Genomic DNA, 26,010 nt, shown 5'->3' with positions numbered 1-26,010 from the left:
GTAACGGAAATGAATTATAGCTGGGGTAATTGAAAAAATCATGTAATCTATTTATGTAATGACAAATTTTTATAGGTATCTTTAGTGGGACAAAAAAGAAAAAAGATTTTGCTTTTAGGTGGCACAAGTGAGGCTTCCCAATTAGTACACTGTCTGCAAAATAATGATTCCATAGAAGTTATTTTTTCTCTAGCAGGTGTGACAAAAAATCCTGTATTACCCAGAAATGTGATATCACGTGTGGGTGGGTTTGGTGGTGTCACCGGATTGATAATGTGGTTAAAGAATAATCAAATAGATTTCCTAATTGATGCAACACATCCTTTTGCCCTACAGATGACTAATAATGCCTGGAAGGCAGCGAAGATTTGCGGAATTCCCTTTTTGAATTTGCAACGTCCGGCATGGCAGAAGCGGGATGGTGATCATTGGTATGAGGTAAATTCAATTCCTGAAGCTGTAAAAATTTTGGGTCATAGAACGTTAAGGGTATTTTTAACTATCGGTCGTAAAGATATATTATTATTTAAAGAGAATATTATCCAGCATCATTATTGGATAAGAAGTGTTGATAAGCCTGATGATACGGTTTTGCCAAGTCATGCCGAGGTCATTACTGCTAGAGGGCCTTTTGATGTGCAAAGCGAATATGATTTTTTAAAACAATACCATATTGAATGTATTGTTACGAAAAACTCCGGTGGTCAGACTGTTTATGCGAAAATTGATGCGGCAAGAAAATTGTCAATTCCTGTGATCATGATTCAAAGACCTGTTATGCCTCAACTTCCTTCTGTTTCAACTACGGATAAGGCTTATCAATGGTTGATGAGTCATCTTCAGGGATAAATTCGGTTATAATCGAACGAGGTGTGTAGAACCAGGGACGTATATTTTCCCGTGACTGGGGAATTAATTGACTATAACGGTTGCCAATCAAGACCAGGGTTTGCATATTTCCCATGGAACCTTTGGCATCGCCCAGGGTGGTTAGGTGAATATGTTCGTTTTTTCGGGAAATTGCCTGACAAAAAGCCACTGGAATATAGGGAGGTAAAATTTCCTTCAATAATTCAAAAGCTTTATCAAGTTGCCATGGTCTCGCTTTGGAAACGGCATTATAAAGGGCTATGACAAAATCAGCCTGAGCCGCAAGCTTTAAACGGTGCAGAATAAGTTTCCAAGGTTTCAGGTTATCGGAAAGGGAAATGGCGCAAAAATCATGACCTAAAGGCGCCCCTAGTCTTGCAGCAGCCGCAAACATGGCGGAAATTCCTGGTAAGACAGTTATTTCAATCTCTTTCCATATTGGTTTTCCATGATCAATGGTTTCAAAAATAGCACTGGCCATGGCAAAAACGCCGGCATCTCCTGAAGAGACAACCCCAACCTTATAGCCTTTTCCGGCAAGTGTTAACGCATGTTCGGCACGATCGAGTTCTTCGCGATTATCTGATTTATGTTTTCGTAAAGATGGTCTATCAGGGATGCGATCAAGGTAAGGACCATAGCCAATCAGGTCTGTTAAGGTTGGCAAAATTTTTGATGCTTCAATCGTCAGTAATTCAGGATCTCCAGGACCAAGGCCTATGATGTATAGATGTCCCGTCATCTCAATTCTCCTTACCGGCGATAAGGATCAGTGAAAAATAGGGCGCTTTTTCATCCTGCATTTGTGATAATGGCAAGATACGTTCCTGGTTTTGGGTGCCACGTTCAATATAGGTTGCTTGTTCAAGCAAATGGGTCTGCTTTATAGCGGTTTTAACCTTTGCAAGATTGCGGCCAATTTTCATGATGACGATGGATTCACACTGATTCAATTTTACCAAAAGTTTGTCGAGGGGTAAAGTCGCGGACAAAATGGTTAAGGTTTGATCATTGCGAACAATCGGTAAATGTAATCGGCTCCAGCAACCATTCATTGCCATAACGCCTGGAATGGTCTCTATGGTATATTGTTCTTGTAATCTTTCCAATATATAAATTGCAGATCCATACAATAATGGATCGCCTTCACATAACAATCCTATATCTTGTCCTTCATCGAGTTTTTTTTGAATCTTATAGGCACAGTGATCATAAAATGTTTCTAACGTTTCTTTATATTCAGGAGCATAATGAGGGATTTCTGTAGTCAAGGGGTATTCAAAACGTAATTCTGTTAATTCATGGATAAGGAATGGTGTGGCAATTTGACGTGCATGACCCATTTCACCTTTTTTACAAAAATAAGCGATAAAAGAAAGGGAATTTAGAATGCGTCCGGCTTTTTTTGTCACCAATTCAGGATCGCCCGGTCCCATACCCAATATAAATAATGTGCCTTTCATTTTATATTTCCTGTTTTTGGGCCAAAGCGTTCAATGCGGCAACACCCATGGCGCTTCCACCCTGTCTGCCCGTTATGATCATATATGGAATTTTTCCCCATTCTTGCAATGCCAGTTTTGATTCAGCCGCACCCACAAAACCTACAGGGACGCCGATAATTGCTGCAGGCTGGGGGATTTTCTTCTGGTCTAATAAATTGATCAAATGAAACAAGGCTGTTGGTGCATTACCAATGACCACAACCGCCTGTTTCAGGGTGTCCCCCCATAAATGGATGGCAGCAGCTGAACGTGTGTTTTTTATATCTTGGGCAATCTTGATTGTATCGGGATGGTTCAGGGTGCAAATAATTTTATTATTGGCAGGCAGTCTACGTCGAGTAATTCCATGCGCAACCATTTCTGAATCACAAAAAATCATGGAACCCATGAACAGGGCCTGTTCACTTTTTTCAATAAAATCGGGACTGAATACGATATTTTTTGTTATCTCGATCCGTCCACATGCATGGATAACCCTGACGGCAATTCTGGCTTCATCTTCTGTAAAATTAGATAGGTCAGCTTCTTTGCGAATGGTTGCGAAGGAATTTTGATAAATAATCTTGCCATCATGGATATAGTCATAAAGAGGCATGAATGTTTTTCCTATTTCATTTCAGAATATGTAATGAGTTTAGCGCTGATTTCTTCCAAGTCTAGATTTTTGTAAAGGCTTTCATCATTTGCCCTGCCGTGTAAAATAAAATTATATCCCTTGGGGGTTGCACACAGGGTTAAAGGATTTTTCAGGGGAGATGCGCATCCTTTCGCACAGCCAGATATATGCAGTGTCTGTAGTTTGGAATGCCAGAAGCGTATAAGTTTTTTAACATCTTTCATCACGGGTTGCATTCCCTGAAGACAATAGGGTTTACCCGGACATAAGATGATATTTAAACGAGGATCCTGTTTATCGGTAATAAATGATTTCAAATGGGTATGAGCTGCGTTTGAACAATAGGGCAGTATAATTGTCCGATCGGGGGTGAGCTGCAGGGTGGAATTTCCATATTGATCAGAGATGTCTGCCAGTAGACTTAAATCTTGATTATGGAGCAATCCAAAGGGAATGCCGATATGATAACCATGTGGAAATTGACCAATCGAAAGTTTTTCAATTGAAGTTGGATAGGTATAGGATTGTTTGGAACATGAATTTTCCCTTATAAATTGATCAGCATAGTCTTGATGAAGCAAGCGGAAATAATTGTGTTTATTGCAAAATTGCAAAATCTGTTTAAGCAGTTTGACACAATTATCCAAGTTACAGGGTATTACCTGTTTCGCATGACCTAATTGCAAAATCCATTGGTCATGATGGATACGTAGATTAATATCGGCATGATGACGGATTAAGGGGAATAACCCGCCCCCGTCAATAACGAAACTAAATTTGCCAGTCAGAAATTTTACAGTCTCATTTTCAATGATTTCATGTTGTATACACTGGGCATAGCGCATGGTATCTTGGTGGCAAGAAGGGTCGATACCGGCCAAGGGTGAAATAAGAATATTGCGTTTACCTTCTTCCAATGCATCGGGACTGCATAGATTCTCATTTTTGGCTAAAGGTATGAATTGTTGGATATGTTCCCGGGTAAATCCCCGTAGTTGCAGATTGGCCTTTTGTGATAAATTAATAAAGCCATTTCCCAAATCAGATGCTGATCTTGCAATAAAACGTGCCTGTCGACTGGTTAATTTTGCAAAAGGAGGCTTAACTCGACATAACCATCCATCTCCTGTCTCCATAGGATGATAAAGCGATGGACACCATCCCCGACGTATATTATTCATCGTTTTCTTCCAGTTTCATGAAAACGCTGTTTGATTTTGGATGCCACAAGCCACGTTTAAGGGATTCATTGAAGCGATTTTGAATGAATTTTTTTGCCGCTGGATTGGAATTTTGTAAAAATCGGTTAACAGTATCATTTCCAAGCGTTGCTGCAAAGATGAGTTCAAACTGTTGATCAAAACAATGGGAAAGCGTTGCTGAAAAACTGAAAAGTGCATCGACAGAACGGGCTATTTCCGCGGCTCCACGATAGGAGTGATTCATCATTGCCTTTATCCACATGGGATTGGCAACACGTCCACGCACTATACGGTTGACTTCCTCAACCAATAAACGGATTTTTGGATTTTCTGCTTTTGAAGTGTCACCGTGATATAAGTTGGGTGTATTGTCAAAGAGTTTTGCAGCTGCCGCAAAACCACCTTCATGGGCAGCGTAATCAGCGCTATCCAGAAGGTCAATTTCGGCATGGTCTTGACTGTGAAAAAAAGCCTGTGTTGTTTTTAAACGTTCTGAAAGCCCTTGTCTATCGTAAATGCCATCTTGCCCGTTTCCATAACTATATGCTGAATTTTCCAGCCATTTTTCGCCCAGTTCCGCTTGTTCACGCCAATTTCCAGTATTCAAGGCATATTCTATGCCCGTTCCATATGTACGTTGGGCTGTACCATAAATGCGGTTAAGCCGGGAATGATGGCTTCCGGGGGGGGTATTCTGAAAGAGATATGCCAAGTAATTCCAATCTTTATCTTCGGCACGTTGGGCAAGGGTTTTAACCGTTTGATCAAACAATGTGATCTGATCTTCAAACGCATCACGGAAAAATCCTGAAATGCGGAGTGTTACGTCGACGCGCGGTCGGTTCAATTTTGCCAATGGGATGATTTCAATTGAAGTAACACGATTTGAACTTGTATCCCAGATGGGTTTGACCCCCATGAGAATATAAGCCAGAGCCAAGTCCTCACCGCCTGTTCTAAGATTAGTGCTTCCCCATAAATCAATAACAATATGTCGCAGGTGATCACCATTTTCCTGTATAAATTTCAGCAAAAGCTGTCCTGCCATCTTTTCTGCCAGAAGATAGGCAGTACGAGTGGGAATACCACGTGGATCAACCGTATACAGATTACGTCCGGTTGGGAGAACATCCAGTTTTCCTCTTGTGGGTGCTCCAGCAGGGCCAGGCTGAATAAATTCTCCATTCAAAGCGTTTAGGAGAGATTGTTTTTCCTGCTCTGCACATTTGTAAAGATTCGATTCAATCTCTGATATTTTATCGGGGGCATAATGTTTTATTGTTTCTAGAAGATGCTGGAATTGAATTGGAGGTTTACCAAAAATATGTAACCCTTCCCGTATTTGCAAATCCTTGACATCACATAAATAGGCATCCAGATGGTTCAGGGCGACCTCATCGCCGCTTTCCTTGCGGTTGATGCCTGTTTCAGCCAATAAACCGCAGGATTCTGCTTTATCCAGAATAGTCCCGAGAAGAAGTTTGCTGCGTCGATGGTCCAAACCATCAGCTTCAGCATAATCATCGATTAACCGTTCTAGTTCTGCGGCATCGCCGCTAAGGATTGTCTTATTGACAGGAGGCGTTAAATGTCCGATGGTAACAGCACCGAGACGTCTTTTTGCGCAGGCTGCCTCACCTGGATTGTTAACAATAAAGGGATAGATGACGGGTAAGCCACCCAGCAATACAGCAGGGGAACAATGATCGGAAATTGCGGTTGCCTTGCTTGGTAGCCATTCCAGTGTACCATGCGTTCCCAGATGAATGATGGCATCAATGGATTCATGATGGCGTAACCATAAATAGAAAGCGATATAACCATGGCATGGTGGAATATCTGGATCATGATAAGTGTTTTTATGATTTTTTGAATCAGCTCTTTCAGGCTGGATCGCGCAGATGATATGGCCTAATTGAATATATCGTATGGTAAAATTTTCTTTTTGCAGCGTTTCATCTTTTTCAAATTCTGGCCAGTATGCCAAAACCTTTTTTCTGAATGTCGTAGAAAGTGTGGAAAAATATTGTTTATAATCAGTCAGGGATAAAATGGCCCTGGTACCTGACTGACATAAAATCTGGATTAAATTTTTACAGTCGGGAATTACGGATCCTGTTTGATATCCATTCTTTTTCAACCATTGTAAAATCTGTTCAAGACTGGCAAAGCTGTCCAAACCGACGGCATGTCCTTCTTGTCCGCTGACACCCGGGTAATTTGAAAGAATAATAGCAATTTTCTTGTCATGATTGTTTTTTTTTCTTAAATTAACCCATCCGTTAACACGGTTTGTAACAAGGTCTATTCCTTTTTGATAAGGTTCATACCGTGTTTGGTTATTTTTCTCTTTTTTAAATCCTATGGCAGTTGTCGATATTTTACCGTCAAGTTCAGGTAAAACAACCTGGATGGCAAGATCGGTTTGGGATAGGCCACGAAAACTTTTTTTCCATAAATGTTTACTGTTACTAGGCTGAAGAATTTGCAGGACTGGCACATTAAATGTTCTAAAAAGGGAATGATTATAATCTTGCTGTATAGAAAAATATGTGGCGTTTAAAATTATTGTTGGGTGATTTTGGTAGAGATATTGCCCAACCCAATGGGAAATTTCTGGGTCTTTTAGAGAGGTTAGATAAACAGCCTTGATATTTATGCCTTTTCTGAATAAGGATTGTGCGAGGGAAAGAATAGGTTCGATATTGTTGGCCAGCAAATGAGAGCGGTAAAACAATATTACCGCTAGATTTTGATGGGCATGAAATGGATAAGGTAAGGGATATTCCCCAACCATCGGTAAAATGTAGGGGGTAATAGATTGCCCTATTTTATGGTCAAGATGATAATGGGCGGTAAGATTTAGGATGTGACTATAATTTTCTCTTCCACCAGCCAGGAACAGTTCCTTGAATTGATTTAACAGGTCGGCGGGAATAGTGGAAAGATTATCAAAATGGGGATTTTCATAATTTTCACCAGAAATAATGGCCAGGGGAATGTGACGGGACTGACATAAGTTGTGGATTTCTTCCGTACCATAGCGCCATGCCTCAATTCCTCCTAATAATCTTAAAATTATGAATTTGGACTCGCTGATTGTCTGATCCAGATAGAGGTCGACAGACATTGGATGACGAAGACGGTTAAGAGAAACTAGCTGTATTGATGGAGAATTTTCAGGTTGTTGCGCTATGCAACTTGCCATCACATTCAGGTCATTATCGGAAAAGGACAGAAAGACAATATCGGCTGGTTCATGTTGCAAATCTTCAGCCGGTGCCTGTTCATCCAGACTTGTAATTTCTCGAACCAGGATATGCATTATTAAATTTGTGTTTCCAAGGCTGCCTGAATGGCCTTTTGATTGATGCTTTTCTGTCCAATGATGATTAATTTTCCTTGAGGATGTTCATCTTGATACCATGGACGGTCAAAATGATAACTAAAGCGTTCCCCAACCCCGTGTATTTCAAGGCGCATCGGTTTATCGATAACCTGGATATAACCCTTAATGCGTAGTATATCGTGCAGGTTTGTGAGTTGAAGGAGTTTGTTTTCCAAGGCTTTTGGACTCGATACTGGAGGAATATCGACAACAAAACTTGTAAAGTCATCATGTTCATGATCTTCATCCACACCATCATGATGAGAGGGACGCGTCTGTAAATCATTTTCAGCCCCGGCGTGAATACCCAGGATCACTTCTGGCTCGATTTTTCCGTGTGAAAGAGGCAGAATTTTCACGGCTTTTGGAATTTGTTTTTTAATTTCATCAGTTAGATACCCAAGCTGTTCTGAGGTAATGAGATCCACCTTATTGAGAAGGACAAGATCTGCGGAATTAAGCTGATCTTCAAAAACTTCCTGCAGGGGATTGTCATGATCGAGTGATGGATCAGCCTGACGTTGTTGAGCGATTTTTTCTGGGTCATCCGCGAAACGTCCAGCAATAACAGCGGGGGAATCCACAACAGTAACCACACCATCAACAGTCATTTTGGTTTTGATATCAGGCCAGTTAAACGCCTTGATTAAAGGTTTTGGCAATGCCAGTCCGGATGTCTCTATAATGATGTGTTGAGGTGGAGACGGACGGTTTAATAATGACTCCATTGTTGGCAGAAATTCATCCGCAACTGTGCAGCAGATACATCCATTTGCCAGTTCAACAATATTTTCCTCCTCACATCCTGGAACAGCACATTTTTTTAGGATCTCACCATCAATACCCAGAGAGCCGAATTCGTTAACTATAATGGCTATTCGCTTATTGACGTTTTTTTTTATGATTGAACGCAATAGGGTTGTTTTTCCTGAACCAAGAAAACCTGAAATAATGGTTGCCGGGATGCGAGAGGGTTGCATAAAAAACCTTTAATCGGAAATTAAATAAATTGTTGTGAAAGATTGAATTTACGATTTTTACAAAACCAAGGCAAGAGACGTTTGTTGAAATACAACGTCACGATATATTATTAAATATTATGAGATTCCTTGTTTTGATAGAATAGGTTGAAATGCAGTATAAAAGTGAGACACCATTAGAAGACTTAATCTTGCCTGTTTCTTATATAGAAAGGGCAAAGGCGCTTTGTGCAGCGGGAATGCGTAAAATTTTGGCCATCGCAGGGGCTCCAGGATCGGGAAAGTCAACGGTTGCCCGTCTTTTGCAGCAAGCCATACCAGACTGCTCGGTTCTTGTTCCGATGGACGGTTTTCATTTGGCAAATAAAGAATTGGAAGGATTGGGTCGTAAAGAACGTAAAGGTGCACCGGATACATTTGATGTGAAAGGCTATCTTGCCTTACTTCAGAGACTGAGAAATCAAAAGCATGATGAAGTCATTTATGCCCCGGAATTTGATCGAACCATTGAAGAGGCAATTGCCGGTTCCATTCCCGTTTTTCCTGAAACAGAGTTGATCATTACCGAGGGTAATTATTTATGTTTGACACAAGGGGACTGGCAAAATCTGGCTGAACTGTTTGACGAGAAATGGTTTGTTATGGCACCTCAACAGGAACGGCAGCAGCGTTTAATCAATCGGCATTGCTATTTCGGTCGTACGCCTAAAGAGGCAAAGACCTGGGTTGAACAAACGGATGAACCGAATGCCCGCTTAATCGAAAATAATCGAACAGAGGTGGAATTGGTGATTGAGTGGATGGATGTGTCCAAGAGAAGTTGAGTGAAAAGGTATGGAAGTGTTGAAAAAATATTTATTTGCAGAAAATGTCTAGCCAAACCTAAATGCTAACTTGAAAACAATTATGGGAAGAGGGATATATTTCCTGATCCACTAAAGAACAGGGTCAGGAAAGAGTGAACATTAGATAGAGTTGAGTTACATGTTTTTGTATTTCTTTAATTTTTGAAAAATTGATTTCTAAAAATGCACTTCATCAGGGAGGTTTTCACCTTTAAAAAAACATTCCAGGGAATTTAGGATTTTTGCACCGATACGCTTTGAGGTTTCATAAGTCGCGCCTGCTGAATGAGGGGTCATGATAACATTTTTTAACAAACGTAAGGTTTCTGGAACATGAGGTTCATGTTCAAAAACATCCAGTCCGGCTCCAGCTATTTTTTTGTTTTTCAGGCAGTCTATCAATGCATTTTCATCAATGATACTGCCGCGCCCGATATTAACGACGAACCCTCTTTCACCAAGTGCCTCAAGGATTTCGCGATTAACAGCGTGTCTGGATGAGGGACCGCCGCTGGCGGCAATTATTAGGATATCTGATATCTTGGCCAATTCGATCAAGGAGGGAATATATTTCCATTTTACTCCAGGACGTTGATGTCTTGCTGTGTAGGCAATTTCATTATCAAATGCATGTAAACGTTGGGCAATGGCCTGACCAATATGACCCATTCCCATGATTCCTATTTTCTTATTTGAAATGGAACTTCCTTGATAAGGATAGTTTCCTTTTTCCCATTCATTTTTGCGTATATATTGGTCACGCAGGGTTATTTGACGGGATACATCCAATAATAATGCGATTGCCATGTCTGCCACGTCCTGAGTTGGTGCATTTGTAGCAATACTTAGTTTGATTTGACGTTCTTTTAATTTCTGCAAGTCAACATTGTCATATCCCACCCCATGGACTGTCACGAGTTTTAGATTGGGAAGTTGATCCAGCATATCTGATGGAGCACCAACAACACCATTTGTAATTACAGCCTCGATTTTTTTGAGAATTTCAGGAGAATCAGGCAATTTATTAAGGCTAATATGATTGGTGAAGCGAGTATTGATTTGTTCCTGGAATTTTTTGCAGACAGGTACTAATTGGAGAATTTGAGGTTTCATAGTTTTTCCTTTTTACAAGGGTTTTAAGCAGGTGATATGTGCACGAATATGGTATATCTTTTTAGAAAAAAGGTATATTTATAAAAAGTAATGGAAAAATGATTCATTTTGTATTGGGTGGGGTGAAATCGGGGAAAAGCAGATTTGCCGAAAATCAGGTTATGTTTCATCCGGCACCGTGGATTTATCTTGCAACGGCGCGTTGCATGGATCATGAAATGCAGGAAAAAATTGCCGTTCATCAGAAAAGAAGAGGGCAGGGATGGCAAACCATAGAGGAATCCATCAATCTTGCAGATATTATAAATACGAATAATGTTCATTCAATTCTGGTCGATTGCCTAACCTTATGGTTGACCAATCTATTAATGGATAACCGAAATATAAAAGAGGAGACTGATAAATTTCTTTCCGCATTAATGACATTTCATGGAAATATCATAATTGTCAGTAATGAGGTTGGACAGGGTATTGTTCCAGATAATGCGTTAGCGAGAAAATTTATCAACGAAGCGGGAATTTTACATCAGAAAATGGTAGCCATTGCTCATAAATTTACGATGGTTGTTGCCGGATGTCCCCTGAATATTAAAATTTAGTTGAAACAGGAAAATTGATATGAATGATGATGCGCTTCATCACAAACGAAAAATGCAAAAAAGGCAACAATTGCAAAAAATCATTGTTGCCTCCAAGACAGAAGAAAAAGGGCTGTTGATGGTGCATACCGGAACGGGAAAAGGCAAGTCAACGGCTGCTTTCGGTCTTTTGTTTCGTCATTTGAGTTATGGATTTAAAAGTGTTGTTATTCAATTTATCAAAGCACCTGAGTGGAAAACGGGTGAGCAAAGAATGGTTGAATTTTTTCCTGATTTGCTTGAATGGCATACTTTAGGTAAAGGTTTTACCTGGAACACCCAAGATAAACAAAAGGATATTGAATCCTGTCAGGCGGCCTGGTCGTTGGCGTTGGACTATTTGAACCGTGAAGATATATCGCTGGTTGTCTTGGATGAATTGAATATAGCCCTACGTTACAATTATCTTGACCCTGACCAGATTATAAGGGATTTACAACAGCGCCCCAAAATGCAGCATGTTGTTATAACAGGTCGCAATGCTCCCCAAAAGCTTATTGATGCAGCAGATATGGTTACAGAAATGAAATTAATCAAACATCCATTCAATGCTGGTATCAAGGCACAAAAAGGGATAGAGTACTAATGGCTAAGATCCTGATGTTTCAGGGAACAGGTTCAAGCGTGGGAAAATCGGTTCTGGTTGCTGGAATTGCAAGGGCCCTGACAAATAAAGGATATAATGTTTTACCTTTTAAACCACAGAATATGTCGAACAATGCGGCGGTAACGGTAGACGGGGGTGAGATTGGACGGGCACAGGCTTTGCAAGCTTTTGCTTGTAGGGTTGATCCTGTTGTTCATATGAATCCGGTTTTGCTTAAGCCGCATAATGTTCAAGGGTCACAGATAGTTGTTCAGGGCAAAATATGGGGGCAGGCATCGGCAAGGGAATATCAGGAAATTAAGCCGCAATTATTGGATTATGTTACGGAAAGTTTTAATTTATTAAAACGTAAAGCAGATATCATATTAATCGAGGGGGCTGGATCCGCCTCTGAAATAAATTTACGGAAAAACGATATTGCCAATATGGGGTTTGCGCAGGCTGTGAAAGCACCTGTTATATTAATTGGTGATATTGATCGTGGTGGTGTTATTGCCAGTTTGATTGGAACGCATAAAATTTTACCGCCAAATGATTTAAAATTGGTTAAAGGGTTTATCGTAAACAAAATGCGTGGGGATCCCTCCCTATTTACGGAAACAATGGAGTGGATAAGCCATAAGACAGGATGGAAAAATTGCGGTTTGTTGCCTTTTTTTGATGAATTGAAAAAATTGCCTGCTGAGGATTCCGCAGACTTAAAAGCAGATAAATCATCATATCAATATGGCAAGTTGCATATTTCTGTTTTATTGTTGCCAAATATTGCAAATTTTGATGATTTTGATCCTCTGAAAAATGAGCCGCATATTCTGCTTGAATTTATTTCTCCGGGATCAGTTGTTCCAGCTTTTACCAAAGTGATAATTATTCCCGGATCGAAAAATACTATTTCAGATTTGAATGCTTTATATCAAACTGGTTGGGATATCGATATAAAGGCGCATGTCAGGAGAGGGGGATATGTTTTTGGAATTTGTGGCGGCTATCAAATGTTGGGACAACAGATTCTCGATCCTTTAGGCATTGAAGAATCGAGTAATGATCGGATAAAGGGGTTGGGTTTTTTTAAAAGTGAAACGATTCTGTCCTCAGAAAAAAAATTAGAGGCGGTTACAGGTCATTTGGCTTTAAAAGATATTGACTGCGAAGGCTATGAAATGCATGTAGGGCAGACAAAACATCATGGCACCTACAAGCCTTTTGCCTATTTGGATGATTCTCGGGCTGAGGGAGCCATTTCTGACAATGGGCAAGTGATTGGAACCTATCTTCACGGAATTTTTCATTGTGATGAAGTAAGGGATTATTTATTGTCATATTTCGGTTCATCAGGAGATGGAATATTGTATGAACAACAGCTTGATTCGGTGATGAATAATTGGGCGAATTTCATAAATGATAATATTTTAGTTGACAATTTAATTTCGTTGTAATAATTATTATCGTATAAAAAGAACCTCCTCAAATATTTGAGAAGGTTAAGTATAAAGTTAAGTAGCTAGGTGGTTTGAGAGATTATAATAATCTCTGCAAGTAAGGTTTTATCGATTTAATAAATATAAAATATTTATATAATTATTTTTTCTAAAAAACCTGAACATTTATATCATATGTAATTATAATTTAGCAATATAAAATCCTTTATTATTTATTTAAAATACGTCATTATTTTGTATAATGCTATTAAAACAACTAATTTTATAAAACTTGCATAATAATAAATTTTACAAGCCTTACAAATATCCTCGGAATATAATTGACTACGTTCTCGACCTATTCGTGGGGATCCAACAATATGGTCTTTATAGTGGCGTGGACATAATAACTGAATATTAAGAGTGTAAGCCATGGCTGCTTCTGGCCATCCAGCGTTGGGTGAATTGTGTTTTCGCGCATCTTTACAAACGGGTTTTAGATTATGGAATAATTTTTTAGGATTTGTAAGTAAAATCAGAAAGGCGGATAGTCGTGCTGGAACAAGGTTCATGTAATCATCCATTTTGGCTGAAGCGTAGCCGAAATTCCGATATTGCTCTGTTAAATGCCCGATCATGCTATCTGCAGTATTAATTGATTTAAAAACAAGTAGCCCGGGTAATCCCCCAATATATCCCCAAAAAACAGGAGAGATTACACCATCCGAAAAATTTTCAGCCAAACTTTCAATGGTTGCACAACAGATTTCCGACATATTGAGATTATCTGTTTTTCTTCCAACAATGTGACTCAACGCAATACGAGCACCTGCCAGATCATTTTGATCAATTTTTTCCCTAACTGCGTGAACATGTTCGTAAAGTGAGCGATGTGCAATGAAAATACTGCCAAAAATCCCTGATAAAAAAGTTGCTAAAGACGGACGAAAAAAGGCAAATACAAATTTTTGGAAAAGATGGGCTATTAATCCCGGGACTAGAAAGCTAAAAAATAAAGTGATGAAACCATTTCTTTTTTGAATATTTGCATTTTTATTTTTTTTATTGAGCTTAAGTTCCAGAAAGTCAATTAATTTTCCAACATAACATATCGGATGCGGAATTTTTTTATAAATTTTCTCTGGATCGCCCCACATCATGTCAATCATGAGCGCAATAATCATGATTTCAATATTACGTTTTTTGTAAAATATGTTTAAAATCTTTATCATTTAAATTGTCATAATCTGCCATGTGGATTTATTGATATTTTCATAATTTAGATGGTTTTAACTATAAATTAAATAAAGTGGATATAGATAAATATATGAATATTCAACATGGGGGGAACCTTGACCAAGCGAAAAAGCTTTTTCCGGAGGTTACGGGATCATGGCTGGATTTATCAACAGGAATTAACCCTTACAGCTATCCATTTTCCTCTTTAGATATATCTTTATATGAAAAATTGCCCTCTTATTCTCATGAAGAAAATTTGCGGCAGATTGCTGCAGACTATTATGGTTGCAAGAATAAATTTTGTGTTGCGCTTGCGCCTGGTACCCAAATCTTGATATCGTTAATGCCGACTGTGCTTAATGCAAAAGAGGTTTATGTTTTATATCCCACCTATGAAGAGTATATTTCATCTTGGTGGCAGGCTGGGGTAAAAGTAACACGGGTCGTTAATTTTGAAGATTTTGAGACGCTTTGCCTCCAAAAAAATGTAGTGGGGGTTATTTGTAATCCAAATAATCCAGATGGTCGGAAAATTGATATGGCCAGGTTAGAGTCCCTGATAAAAAAATGGAGTGCATCCGGTAATCATCTTATCCTTGATGAAGCTTATATGGATTTTTCAGGGCAGAGTATGGCTTATTTATTACCTTCACCAGGATTGTTGGTATTGCGATCTTTTGGAAAGACTTTTGGTTTGGCTGGGTTAAGGGTTGGATTTTTGCTGGCTTCACCTGAAATTGTTCAAAGAATACGATATATGCTTGGTTTATGGCCTGTAAATGGACCCGCCTTGCATATAGCTGCTGAGGCCTTACAAGATGGTTTGTGGAAAATTGAAACTGAAAAAAAATTGAGAATTCAACAAAAACGTCTGGATGCTTTTTTGCAAAGTCATTTCTTTAATCTTGTGGGTGGGACGCTTTTATTTCGCTTATTTTATCATCGGTCTGCGAATGATATATGGAAACATTTGGCCTCTCATGGGATTTGGGTACGCAAATTTGATTATAATCCCAATTGGTTGCGTTTTGGATTGTTATACAGGCAAGCAGATTGGCAAAGGTTGGAAGCGGTTTTATTGTCAATTTCGTGAAATGACAATAAACATGTAACATCGGCCATGGATCAGTTTGATGGTATTTAATAACTTTTCATCCTTTTGTTTCATTCAGTTCAGGAGCTGTTTATGATATTTATTGTTACATTAATGCCTTAATATAGCCCGAATTTTGTTTTGATTTAAGATGATTAGATTCATAAAGAAGGAAAGAAAATGTTGTCAAAACGTTTAATTATCTCTGCAAGTTTTTTAAGTGTATTTATGATGGGGAATTTGGTCTCTCAGGTTCATGCTCAGGATGTAATACAGAATTTGCAACAAAAGGAAGATAATTTTCATAACCGTGTTACACAGCATAATCAGGCAATTCGCGATCGTATGCAGCAAAACCAGGAACGTATGGATCGTTATAGGGATTATCAAAGGGATCAGAGAGCACGCTGGGATCAACAAAGACAGGATTTCAAGGATCGTCTGAATGGACCCAAAAGAGAAGCACAGGAACGTATGGATCGTTATAGGGATTATCAAAGGGATCAGAGAGCACGCTGGGATCAACAAAGACAGGATTTCAAGGATCGTCTGAATGGACCCAAAAGAGAAGCACAGGAACGTATGGATCGTTATAGGGATTATCAAAGGGATCAGAGAGAACGTTGGAATCAACAAAAGCAGGATTTCAAGGATCGTCTGAATGAACCCAGAAGAGAAATGAAATATCGTCAGGAACAAAGACGTCAGGAATGGAAAGATTTAAAAAATAATACAAAACAGGATATACATGATTTGACACATCCATTTTCAAATTAAATTTTTAATTTGTGACACGAATTTGGTAAAGGGGCATAAGCCCCTTTATTTATTTTTTGCGTTTTCTTGATGAAGATGATGGACCCGATTTATCTTTGTATTTAAAATCGGTTTTCTTTCTGGTTCTTGTTTTTTTTAAATCCGACCCATTTTTTCTTTTGCGCCTGTAATCCGGTTTTTTATCACCTTCCCCAATAGACGGGGCTGACGTTTGGTAAATGTTTACGGATTTGTCATTTGCAATATTTTTGTTAAAAATATCTTTTTTTTCCGAGGAAATCTCGAATTTTGTGGCGTTATCAAAAATACGAATATTTCCAATATCTTTTTTCTGGATATTACCAGATTTGCAAATGATTGGAATAAGCCATTTAGGATCTGCTTTTTCATTTCGACCAACTGGAATTTCATACCAGACCCCGTTTGTAAATGCGTATTTTTCTGATGATTTTTGTCTTCTATTTTCCTTATTGTAAGGGGCGGAGCGCTGTTTCTGCAGGGATATGTTTGTAATTTCCTCGGGATTAGGAATAATTGAACGATAAAATGAAATGACAGCATTCGCAAGTTCATTAAGATTGAACTGTTCAATCAACTGCTGAATCAAAGGTTGATCTTCTTCCATAATATCCTTGCTGCTTAAAAGTACAGGATTGGAAAGAAGACGCTGGTTATCCTTTTCACGGATGGCCATCATATCAGGCGGGTTTTCCCAACTTGCTGTTACTTTAGCGTGAGCCAATAGGCGTTCGGCACGATTGCGTTGATTTGAAGGAACAATTAACACGCACCGACCTTTTCTTCCGGCACGTCCAGTCCTTCCTGAACGATGCAATAAGGTGGCGGAATTGGTTGGAAGGCTAGCATGAATGACAAGATCCAGAGTGGGCAGATCCAAACCACGGGCAGCGACATCAGTGGCAACACAGACTCGTATTTGACCAGAACGAAGACTTTTAATGGCATGATTTCGTTCTTCCTGTCCAAGATCGCCAGAAAGGGCAACACATGAAAAACCCCGTTCAATCAAAGTTGATTGCATATGACGAACGAGTTCTCGGGTGGCACAGAAAACCATTGCTGTGGGGCTGTCAATAAAACGTAAATAATTAATAACGGCGTTATCAACCTCCTTTGGGTGAATCAAAGAAGCGTGATATTCAATGTCTCTATGCTGATTGGTGGGAACTGTATTAATTCTCAATGCTTTTTTCTGATATCGTCGGGCCAGGTTTTCAATATCTTTGTCAATGGTTGCAGAAAAAAGCAGGGTTCTATGATTTGATGGACATGCGGATAATAATTCCTCCAGTTCATCACGAAAACCCAAGTCCAACATTTCATCTGCCTCATCAAGAACAATTGTGTCCAGGCCAGATAGATCAAGATGATTATGCCGTACGTGATCACAAAGTCGTCCGGGTGTTCCCACAACGATATGACAGCCTTTTTCCAGTGCATAAGCTTCTTTACGAACATTCATTCCGCCAATACAGGTTACAATCTTGGCCTTGGTATTTGTATATAGCCAGGATAATTCTTGGTGAACTTGTAACGCTAATTCGCGAGTGGGAGCGATAATCAGGGCTAGCGGTAATTTTGCAGCAGCAAACTGATCTTTATTAGCAAGTAATGTTGTTGCCATGGCAATTCCATAAGCCACGGTTTTACCTGAACCGGTTTGAGCAGATACAAGTAAATCTTGTTCATTATTCTGTTGTTCAAGAACAGCCTGTTGAACAGCAGTCAAGGCTGTATAGCCTTTATTTTCTATAGCTTTTGCAAGGGAGGAATGAATTTGAGTAAATGGCATATAGGAATCCGAAACGTAGGTTATAAATCTAAACAAAAAATCAACTATATAACAAAGTGGATTTTGTTAAATAAATGAAGGTTTTGTGGGAAATTGTAAAAACAGAATGAGTGAAATGGGGGTATTATCAGATACATTCAAGGTTGATATAATATCATAAAGCGGTTTATCAATATTTATTAGGTTAAAACATATCTACAATATTTATAAAATATTCTAAATACAAATTTTTTCAAACTTAAAAATAAATATTTAAGGATTTATTTTGTATTATCATGAAACAATTTTTATAAAAAAAGAAAATTAATGTCAGTATTATTTAATACTGTAGAATATGTTAAAAACTAAAGCATGATTAAGGGAATATTTTCTGTTTTGATAATAATCAACCAAATTGGTAAGCAGAAATTGGTTTATGTAAAATTATATCTTTAAATATACATTTTCCATGATCTTGTCTTGCTGCGCCAGAAACCGCCATCAAGGGTAGAAGATGTTCTGTACGTGGATGAGCCGAATGTGCGTCGGCGGTTTTTTCCCATTCAATCAATAATCTATCACGATCATCACAAGCGGGGAGGGAAATGACATCGGTTAACCAGTTATCAAAAGCATATGCCTCTCTAGTGCCTTGACCAGAAAATAAAAAGGGCAGGTTATGATAGCTCATCCCACTTCCCATAATTAAAATATTTTTATTGCGTAGCGGATAAAGGGCCCGACCGATATTAAAATGGTATGCCGGATCAAGGTTATTATGTAGCGATATTTCCACAATTGGAATATCGGCATCAGGAAACATGACTTTTAAGGGAATAAAAACACTATGATCCCATCCTCTTTTTTCTTCAAATTCACTTTGAATATGCTGTTCTGTTAAAAGGGTATGGATTTGTTCGGCAAGAAGCGGATACCCTGATGCTGGATATTGTAATTGATAAGTATGTTCGGGAAAGTCATAATAATCATAATACAAGGATGGATTTGGGTGATGGTGGATTTTGATCGGATCGCTTTCCCAATGAGCCGCAATGACAACGATGGCATCTGGTTTTTTAGGTAATGTTTTAGGGAATTTATGTAGAAAATCACCCATATTGGTCCATATATTATAAGGATCATCCATAAAAAAACACGGACCGCCCCCATGGGGAAGATAACAAACGGGTTGACGCATTACAGATTCATTCCAATATGATTAGCATAAATTAAATTTTACTGGCAACAACACTATATATGCTGCTTTTCCAGAGAGGCTGATTATCGGGTGGATGCACTTCTCCCTGATCGAAATTGTTGAATCCTGATCGTTTCAGAAGAATTTTGATAAGGCGCTGGCGCTCCCCGTTATCAAGTGCCTGCCATAAGGCAATGGTGCGGGTCGCTAAATATCGGGGGGAAAAAGAAAAGATTATTCTGCCCTGAGGCTTTAATATCCGATAGCATTCCTCAAGAATAGCGAAAGGATTTCGCAAATATTCAATGACTGAGCACAGGCAAATATAATCGACACTGTTATCTTGTAAAGGAAAGGATAAATTTCGGTTAATGTCCTGAAGAATTTTTTTTGTTAATTGATGATTTTGTTGTAAGGCATTGTTATCGATATCAATACCGATTAAATCTTGGTATGGAACATTCGCGGGAATATGACTGTTTGATCCACACATTAGGTCGAGGATGGTATCGCCTTTTTGTATGAGAGTATGATATAAGGCTTCAATAGTTTTATATCCCCCTTGGTCGATAAGAGGTGCAGGTTTATGATGCGTATAATATTCAAGATCATTTTCTGTACCAGCAATATCAAAAGAATGGGGATGGAAATCGTTTAATTCGGTCATGGGCATAAAAAATTGGCGTTTTTTGTGTTACATTGATAAATTAAGTCAAGTTAAGTACCAATAGTTACGTTAGAATAATAATGGATATTTCTTTTAGTAAAATGCATGGTATCGGTAATGATTTTGTCATTATCGATAATTCTGTCAACAGAATTCAGCTAAATAATAATCGTATTGCCGAACTATGTGATCGTCGTTATGGGATTGGCTGTGACCAGTTGATTATATTATCTGCTCCAAAAGATAAAAAAGCCGATGTTTATGTTCGTTTTTTCAATCCTGGTGGTGATGAGGCCGGTGCCTGTGGAAACGGTTCACGCTGTGTCACGGCATGGTTACATGATAAATTTCAACGTAAGAATTTTACCTTACAAACCAGCGCTGGGTTACTGCCAACCGAGGTCATTGATGCTTTTACAGTAAAAGTAAATATGGGACAGCCAAAAATGAATTGGCGTGATATTCCACTACAACGTGATGTTGATAGTTTATATTTGCCATTATCCGGGGAACCGGCAGCGGTTTCTATGGGAAATCCCCATGTAACATTTTTCGTTGAGGACTTATCTACGGTCGATCCTGTATTTTGCGGTCAGGTTCTGGAAAAAGACCCCTTGTTTCCGGAAGGGGCAAATATAGGGTTTGTACAGATGCTGGATCGTCAAAACATGCGGGTTCGTGTTTGGGAACGCGGGGCAGGGTTAACACTGGCTTGTGGTTCCGGTGCATGTGCTTCTGTTGTGAATGCGGTTCGGCGAGGTTTGGCTGATCGTTATTGCGAGGTAAGAATGGATGGTGGGAATTTGATTGTTGAATGGGATGAAGCCTCTAATGATGTATTGATGACAGGTCCTGTTCATTTTTCTTTTACCGGGCAATTTAATTTGGATCATTACCCTTTATGACGTCAAAGACCCAAAAGGAAAAACCGCAGATCATTACCTTTGGATGCAGGCTTAACCGTTATGAAAGTGAGGTAATGAGCCAGCATGCCGAGCAACTTGACAATGTCGTTATTGTCAATACCTGTGCCGTGACAGCTGAGGCAGAACGGCAGGCAAAACAGACAATTCGTCGGCTACACCGAAAAGATAGCGAAAAACGTATTATTGTCACAGGTTGTGCCGCACAAATCAATCCTGAACAATGGTCTTCACTACCGGGTGTGAAGCAAATATTGGGGAATGAAGACAAGTTAAAAGGGGAAAATTGGACAGAGGCAGCTTTATCTCAAGGAAATCAGGTGTCCGATATCATGACGGTGAAAAATACCGTGGGACGGATTGTAACTGATTTTACCGGTCGGACTAGGGCTTTTGTTCAAATTCAGCAGGGATGCGATCATCGTTGTACTTTTTGCGTTATTCCTTTTGGGCGAGGACCTTCTAGGTCTGTTTCTGTTAAGGGAGTGGTTGATCAGGTAAAAGCTTTGACCCAACAGCAATACAATGAGATTGTTCTTACAGGAGTTGATATCGCTTCATGGGGAAGGGATCTGAAACATAAAGGAAGGTTGGGGGATCTGTGTAAGGCTATTCTAAAAGATGTTCCGGAATTAAAAAGGTTAAGATTGTCATCAATTGATCCAATTGGTATGGATCCGGTTTTGTGGGATTTAATGGCCAGTGAATCTCGTTTTATGCCCCATCTTCATTTGTCGCTTCAGGCAGGTTCCGACATGATATTAAAACGGATGAAGAGACGTCATCAAACCAAAGATGTTGGATCATTGGTTGAACAACTTCGTTCAATACGCCCTGATATCGGACTAAGTGCCGACATTATTGCAGGTTTTCCGACGGAGGATGAATCGTATTTTCAGGAGACATACGATTTTCTAAAGACAGTTGCCATTCCCTATCTTCATGTTTTTCCCTATAGTGAAAGAAAGGGCACACCTGCGGCCCAGATGCCAGCCGTTGCAGTTTCCGTAAGGAAAGAGCGTGCGGCCCGGTTGCGAAATTTGGGTGCGGAAATAGCCAGTTCATATCATGAATGTTTTGTTAATAAAACGGTTTCCATCTTGATGGAAACGGTTGATCGTGGTCACAGTGAACAATTTTCTGCAGCAACCTTAAGAGGTAAGGAGGCAACTCCCGGTGAAATTATTTCAGCCCGTGTAATTTCGGGTAATTCTGATGGTATTATAGTAGAAAGAATATAAATGGCGCTTGGTTTTTTTTCTCGTCTTAAACAGGGGCTTTCCCGTTCAACGCAAAAATTGGGAAACAACTTAACATCTGTTTTTACAAAACGACGATTGGATGATGAATCACTTGAACAATTGGAGGATATTCTAATTTCTGCTGATTTCGGGCCAGAAGTAGCGGAAAATGTTATTGAATCCTTTCGTAAGACCCGGTTCGGTTCGGAAGTTACGGATCAGGAAATAAAACAGGCTCTTGCAGAAGAAATTTCCAAGATTTTAAAACCAGTTGCTGTACCATTTCAGCCCAATCCTGATTTGAAACCCCATGTTGTTTTGATGGTTGGCGTAAACGGGACAGGAAAAACGACAACGATTGGAAAAATGGGACAGTTTTTTACTGATCAGGGGCTTAAGGTGATGATGGTTGCCGGGGATACTTTTCGTGCGGCAGCAGTGGAACAATTGCAAGTGTGGGGTGATCGGGTTGGTGTATCGGTTATTTCAGGAAAACCGCAGGCAGATGCGGCGGGTCTAGCTTTTGAAGCCCTGAAACGAGCAAAAAATGAGAAAACAGATTTGCTATTGATTGATACGGCAGGTCGTTTGCATAATAAAAGTGCCCTGATGGAGGAGCTTGCCAAAATCATTCGTGTCATGCGTAAATTTGATGAAACGGCGCCGCATTCTGTTTTATTGGTTTTGGATGCCACAACAGGTCAAAATGCAATTGAACAGGTTCGTATCTTTAAGGAGATGGTTGATGTTAGTGGATTAATCATTACCAAATTGGATGGTACGGCACGAGGAGGTATTGTCATTGCCTTGGCTGAAAAGTTTAAGTTGCCAATCCATGCAGTAGGAGTTGGTGAAAAGGCGGAAGATCTTCGCGATTTTTCTGCAGAAGAATTCGCCAAGGGATTGGTGGGAGATACAGTTCAACTTTCCACTATAGAAGCTAATGTTGATAACTGAGCTATTATTTTGATTATTGCTATAATAAATGGTTTTATAGGGATATCGTTGATGGCTCCATAATATTTGAAAACAAAATTGCGAATTTATGGTTTACTATCACAAATTCTTGTTGGCAGTATTTTTATGTTAGTAGAAGATGTTTTTAAAAAAGAATTTTTTAATTTAGAGCCCTAACCACTATTTTAATTATAGTATCATTTATTTTTATAATCATTTATCAATATAAATTTTTACCTTTACAAATGATTTGGAGCCAATATCCATCTGGATTTATAATTTTCTACAGTCATTGCTCTGTTGATGATTTTATATGTAGTCAATGTCAGTAATATTCTAGACAGACTGTTCTTAATGAACTCATTATTGTTGAATGTTGGAAAAAATCTAGGTCAATTATGATATAGTGTTTTAGTATATTTGTTTTGGTGGATATTTTATGCAAAATTTGATGATAGTGCAGATTTAAGCCCAATTTAAGTTTTTGGTCGTGTAGATAGCGATTGTTGCAAGATTATCTACATTCAATTTGGTATTATGCTATCAACTTTATTGAAAAATATCGTTTCATTATAAACAAATTAATTGGTAATTTTAAATATAATATACTTATTAGATTAATTTTTGAAAATATCGCCGTTCTGGAATATATCATGTGTTATCTATAAAAGGATAGGTTTTAGAGATAACGGATTGATAGTTTATATTTGTAAAAGCCACTTAAATATATCTAGAGAAATTGATACAAACAGTCAAACATTATTGAATTTTCTGTCAGATTTTGAGATTATTTTAGTAAGTTAGTATTATTATAGTTTGATGAAGCGACCTTGATAGTAGGTCGTTTTTTTGTTTTTTATCAATAGAATTTTTTCAATAGATGCCAAAACAATAGCATCAATATTCCAATTAATTTCCAAAACAAAAAATTTAAGAAAGCATTAATTCTATGAGTAAAAAGGATAATAAACATGTCAAAGTCATGGTTGTTGCTCCCAAAGATGGAGAATTTCCAGAGTTATACACTTTAAGTTATAAAGAAATGTATAATTTGGTAGGAAAATTCATAAAAAAGGCTATCCCTATTAAAGGAACTGAATTAACGATTATACAAGGTCGCGGCAACCGAGTTTCAACCCCCAAAGCACCCTATATACTCATGAATATCGTTGACGAAAACCGTCTTTCAAGTAATGAAAGCTATTATCGGGGGCGTCATAAGATTTTCAGGTCAAGATCGCAGATTACAATGACCCTGATGTTCGTCGGAAACGAATATGTTCCAGCACTGCAAATGGCCAAGTCGTTTATAGTCAGATTTAATGATTCCTGGGCAAGTGATCAGTTTGAGCAATATAAAGCGCCATTTTTTCCTCTTTATAGCGATGAAGTAACCATAGAAAGTTCATTTGTCAATGCGGAAGATCAATATGAGGATGTTTGCTCGGTTGATGTTTATTTTGAATATCATCCAGAATTTGGAGTTTGTGAAGGCAGCGCCAAAGAAATCATTATGAATGTCAATGGATTCAATGAGTAATTAAAATGCGTAACATTCGTCATTCGGTTGGGCGTAATGCTGTAAATAACCGTCAAGATGTTATAATTGTACAATCGTTACTCAAACGGCATGGTGCATCATATATTGATGTTGATGGAATATGTGGTCCGCTTACAAAAAAGGCAATCATTGAGTTTCAGAGTAAATTTTATACACATCCTGATGGTGTTATAACACCCGGTAAAAAAACTTCAATATACTTGAATAATTTTACGGGTTTGCTGACCCAAGATTCTTCAACCTCGCTTGTAATAAATCATGCTGAAAGGAAACTGTCATCTATTCAACCCTGGCAAAAAGAAGGAGAAAAGCAAAAGGGCTCCGCAAGTGAGGCAACAAAAAATGCAGTTTATCCTCAAATTATAACGATTGGTATGCTGGATGCTGTAAATCCATCAGGTAAAGGAAAGAATGGAGTTAACGTTACAGCATTGCCTTACCTTAATAGAAATGCCAATCATTTTAATATGACAGATAAGCGGGAAATTGCTTATTTCCTATCTCAGATATCTGCTGAAAGTGGACTTCAACCAATAGCGGAAAATTTAAATTACCGTGTAAGTGCAATGCGTGATAAATTTGGTTACCAAGCATTACGGATGTGTAAAAAAAAATTATGCAAAAAAATAAGAGTCCGAAGAGATAAATTGTGGACACAAACTTCTCATTATGCTCATCATCCACAAGCATTAGGTAACTATGTATATGCTGATCGTATGGGGAATGGTGATGAAGCAAGTGGCGATGGATATAGATATAGAGGCAGGGGGTTTCTTCAAATAACAGGCAAAAATCTGTATAGAAGAATGCAGGATTATCATCATCAAGAATTTCCCGATGATATTAATAATTTATTAAACAATCCTGATTTGGTTGCAGATAGAAATCATTATGAATATGCTGTGGAGACAGCATTTGTTTACTGGTTTGATATTGCAAATGTTCATGATCTTGCAATTTCAGCAGATGCTACAGTCAAGGCCGTAACACGTAAAGTTAATGGAGGCCAAAATGGTTATCAGGCAAGATTGAATGCATTTAATCGTTTGGCAGATTATTTAGGGTTAACCAAGGCTTGTCAATAGATTTAAGTAAAAAGATTTCAGTTAACAAGATCGCAAAAATTATTTTAGGATTATTTATATTTCCATTTTTTCCAATTCATGGAAAACAAAATATTTTTGTTATGTTAAAATGGCATAATTTTCATAGAGGTTTAACAGATGTTGATAGTTATAAAACCTATACTTATACTTATGAAAAATATAAAACTGCTATTGATATTAAAAAATTCATTGGGAATATGATTGTCATATTTCAAGTAGAAAAACAAAAAAGACTGAAAAATCAGCCTTTTTTGTTTTACAAGTTTTTTTAAAA

24 protein-coding genes are annotated in these 26,010 nt (G+C 38.4%); 13 read left to right on the top strand and 11 right to left on the bottom strand.

Annotation, left to right across the window (positions count from 1 at the left end; genetic code table 11):
- Window positions 1-84 precede the first annotated feature (84 nt).
- The gene (locus D9V35_RS07665; protein ID WP_110438524.1) at window positions 85-849 is read left to right on the top strand and encodes a cobalt-precorrin-6A reductase; all 765 of its coding nucleotides are present in this window, start codon (window positions 85-87) and stop codon (window positions 847-849) included.
- Here D9V35_RS07665 and cobJ read toward each other — a convergent pair.
- From cobJ to cobW, 6 genes are read right to left on the bottom strand one after another with little or no spacing between them, the layout of a single operon-like run.
- A complete protein-coding gene (cobJ, locus tag D9V35_RS07660) occupies window positions 803-1,612 on the bottom strand; it encodes a precorrin-3B C(17)-methyltransferase (protein WP_122124004.1) in 810 nt (269 codons plus the stop codon). The genes D9V35_RS07665 and cobJ overlap by 47 nt on opposite strands.
- 1 nt (window position 1,613) lies before the next feature.
- Complete coding sequence (gene cobI, locus D9V35_RS07655) at window positions 1,614-2,333, bottom strand: precorrin-2 C(20)-methyltransferase (protein ID WP_122124003.1); 720 nt, start codon at window positions 2,331-2,333, stop codon at window positions 1,614-1,616.
- A 1-nt stretch (window position 2,334) separates the two neighbouring features.
- The gene (locus D9V35_RS07650) at window positions 2,335-2,970 is read right to left on the bottom strand and encodes a precorrin-8X methylmutase (RefSeq protein ID WP_122124002.1); all 636 of its coding nucleotides are present in this window, start codon (window positions 2,968-2,970) and stop codon (window positions 2,335-2,337) included.
- Between the two features lie 11 nt (window positions 2,971-2,981).
- The gene (locus tag D9V35_RS07645; RefSeq protein WP_122124001.1) at window positions 2,982-4,172 is read right to left on the bottom strand and encodes a hypothetical protein; all 1,191 of its coding nucleotides are present in this window, start codon (window positions 4,170-4,172) and stop codon (window positions 2,982-2,984) included.
- On the bottom strand, window positions 4,165-7,518 hold the full coding sequence (cobN, locus tag D9V35_RS07640) for a cobaltochelatase subunit CobN (protein WP_122124000.1): 3,354 nt from the start codon (window positions 7,516-7,518) through the stop codon (window positions 4,165-4,167). Before cobN ends, D9V35_RS07645 begins: the two co-directional genes overlap by 8 nt.
- Before the next feature lie 2 nt (window positions 7,519-7,520).
- Entirely contained in the window at window positions 7,521-8,561 is a 1,041-nt protein-coding gene (gene cobW, locus D9V35_RS07635; RefSeq protein ID WP_122123999.1) for a cobalamin biosynthesis protein CobW, read from the bottom strand.
- A gap of 152 nt (window positions 8,562-8,713) precedes the next feature.
- Here cobW and D9V35_RS07630 point away from each other — a divergent pair, with 152 nt between their 5' ends.
- On the top strand, window positions 8,714-9,385 hold the full coding sequence (locus tag D9V35_RS07630) for a nucleoside/nucleotide kinase family protein (RefSeq protein WP_205910297.1): 672 nt from the start codon (window positions 8,714-8,716) through the stop codon (window positions 9,383-9,385).
- Between the two features lie 198 nt (window positions 9,386-9,583).
- On the opposite strand, the gene D9V35_RS07625 is transcribed toward D9V35_RS07630, so the two are convergent.
- Entirely contained in the window at window positions 9,584-10,519 is a 936-nt protein-coding gene (locus D9V35_RS07625) for a 2-hydroxyacid dehydrogenase (protein ID WP_122123998.1), read from the bottom strand.
- 98 nt (window positions 10,520-10,617) lie between these two features.
- On the opposite strand from D9V35_RS07625, the gene cobU reads away from it, so the two are divergent.
- The 3 genes from cobU to D9V35_RS07610 are packed head-to-tail and all read left to right on the top strand — an operon-like array spanning window position 10,618 to window position 13,200.
- The gene (cobU, locus tag D9V35_RS07620; RefSeq protein WP_122123997.1) at window positions 10,618-11,118 is read left to right on the top strand and encodes a bifunctional adenosylcobinamide kinase/adenosylcobinamide-phosphate guanylyltransferase; all 501 of its coding nucleotides are present in this window, start codon (window positions 10,618-10,620) and stop codon (window positions 11,116-11,118) included.
- 19 nt (window positions 11,119-11,137) lie between these two features.
- Window positions 11,138-11,743: a cob(I)yrinic acid a,c-diamide adenosyltransferase gene (gene cobO, locus D9V35_RS07615; protein ID WP_122123996.1), complete on the top strand. Its 606-nt coding sequence runs from the start codon at window positions 11,138-11,140 to the stop codon at window positions 11,741-11,743.
- On the top strand, window positions 11,743-13,200 hold the full coding sequence (locus D9V35_RS07610) for a cobyric acid synthase (protein WP_122123995.1): 1,458 nt from the start codon (window positions 11,743-11,745) through the stop codon (window positions 13,198-13,200). Before cobO ends, D9V35_RS07610 begins: the two co-directional genes overlap by 1 nt.
- Before the next feature lie 215 nt (window positions 13,201-13,415).
- On the opposite strand, the gene cbiB is transcribed toward D9V35_RS07610, so the two are convergent.
- The gene (gene cbiB, locus D9V35_RS07605; protein WP_122123994.1) at window positions 13,416-14,414 is read right to left on the bottom strand and encodes an adenosylcobinamide-phosphate synthase CbiB; all 999 of its coding nucleotides are present in this window, start codon (window positions 14,412-14,414) and stop codon (window positions 13,416-13,418) included.
- Window positions 14,415-14,509: 95 nt separating this feature from the next.
- Here cbiB and cobD point away from each other — a divergent pair, with 95 nt between their 5' ends.
- Window positions 14,510-15,514 (top strand): threonine-phosphate decarboxylase CobD, encoded by a 1,005-nt coding sequence (cobD, locus tag D9V35_RS07600; protein WP_122123993.1) that lies wholly within the window; start codon window positions 14,510-14,512, stop codon window positions 15,512-15,514.
- A 180-nt stretch (window positions 15,515-15,694) separates the two neighbouring features.
- Entirely contained in the window at window positions 15,695-16,291 is a 597-nt protein-coding gene (locus tag D9V35_RS07595; protein WP_122123992.1) for a hypothetical protein, read from the top strand.
- A gap of 49 nt (window positions 16,292-16,340) precedes the next feature.
- Here D9V35_RS07595 and D9V35_RS07590 read toward each other — a convergent pair whose 3' ends face one another.
- The 3 genes from D9V35_RS07590 to D9V35_RS07580 form a co-directional block, all read right to left on the bottom strand.
- Window positions 16,341-18,104, bottom strand: a complete 1,764-nt coding sequence (locus D9V35_RS07590) for a DEAD/DEAH box helicase (protein WP_122123991.1) — start codon at window positions 18,102-18,104, stop codon at window positions 16,341-16,343.
- A gap of 385 nt (window positions 18,105-18,489) precedes the next feature.
- On the bottom strand, window positions 18,490-19,281 hold the full coding sequence (locus D9V35_RS07585; RefSeq protein WP_122123990.1) for a DODA-type extradiol aromatic ring-opening family dioxygenase: 792 nt from the start codon (window positions 19,279-19,281) through the stop codon (window positions 18,490-18,492).
- A 31-nt stretch (window positions 19,282-19,312) separates the two neighbouring features.
- Window positions 19,313-19,948, bottom strand: a complete 636-nt coding sequence (locus tag D9V35_RS07580) for a class I SAM-dependent methyltransferase (RefSeq protein ID WP_122124300.1) — start codon at window positions 19,946-19,948, stop codon at window positions 19,313-19,315.
- An 80-nt stretch (window positions 19,949-20,028) separates the two neighbouring features.
- Here D9V35_RS07580 and dapF point away from each other — a divergent pair, with 80 nt between their 5' ends.
- From dapF to D9V35_RS07550, 6 genes are all read left to right on the top strand, one after another.
- Window positions 20,029-20,853 (top strand): diaminopimelate epimerase, encoded by an 825-nt coding sequence (dapF, locus tag D9V35_RS07575; RefSeq protein WP_110438507.1) that lies wholly within the window; start codon window positions 20,029-20,031, stop codon window positions 20,851-20,853.
- Entirely contained in the window at window positions 20,850-22,112 is a 1,263-nt protein-coding gene (gene mtaB, locus D9V35_RS07570; RefSeq protein ID WP_122123989.1) for a tRNA (N(6)-L-threonylcarbamoyladenosine(37)-C(2))-methylthiotransferase MtaB, read from the top strand. The genes dapF and mtaB overlap by 4 nt, the downstream gene beginning before the upstream one ends.
- On the top strand, window positions 22,113-23,069 hold the full coding sequence (ftsY, locus tag D9V35_RS07565; RefSeq protein WP_122123988.1) for a signal recognition particle-docking protein FtsY: 957 nt from the start codon (window positions 22,113-22,115) through the stop codon (window positions 23,067-23,069).
- A 949-nt stretch (window positions 23,070-24,018) separates the two neighbouring features.
- The gene (locus D9V35_RS07560; RefSeq protein WP_110438504.1) at window positions 24,019-24,609 is read left to right on the top strand and encodes a phage neck terminator protein; all 591 of its coding nucleotides are present in this window, start codon (window positions 24,019-24,021) and stop codon (window positions 24,607-24,609) included.
- Window positions 24,610-24,614: 5 nt separating this feature from the next.
- The gene (locus tag D9V35_RS07555; protein ID WP_122123987.1) at window positions 24,615-25,715 is read left to right on the top strand and encodes a peptidoglycan-binding protein; all 1,101 of its coding nucleotides are present in this window, start codon (window positions 24,615-24,617) and stop codon (window positions 25,713-25,715) included.
- On the top strand, window positions 25,706-26,008 hold the full coding sequence (locus D9V35_RS07550) for a hypothetical protein (protein ID WP_122123986.1): 303 nt from the start codon (window positions 25,706-25,708) through the stop codon (window positions 26,006-26,008). Before D9V35_RS07555 ends, D9V35_RS07550 begins: the two co-directional genes overlap by 10 nt.
- The last annotated feature ends 2 nt before the right edge of the window (window positions 26,009-26,010 follow it).

Source organism: Commensalibacter melissae (assembly GCF_003691365.1).
GTDB classification, from domain to species: Bacteria; Pseudomonadota; Alphaproteobacteria; order Acetobacterales; family Acetobacteraceae; genus Commensalibacter; species Commensalibacter melissae.
Note: the sequence above shows the minus strand (reverse complement) of the source record. Positions and strands in the feature narration are given on the sequence as shown.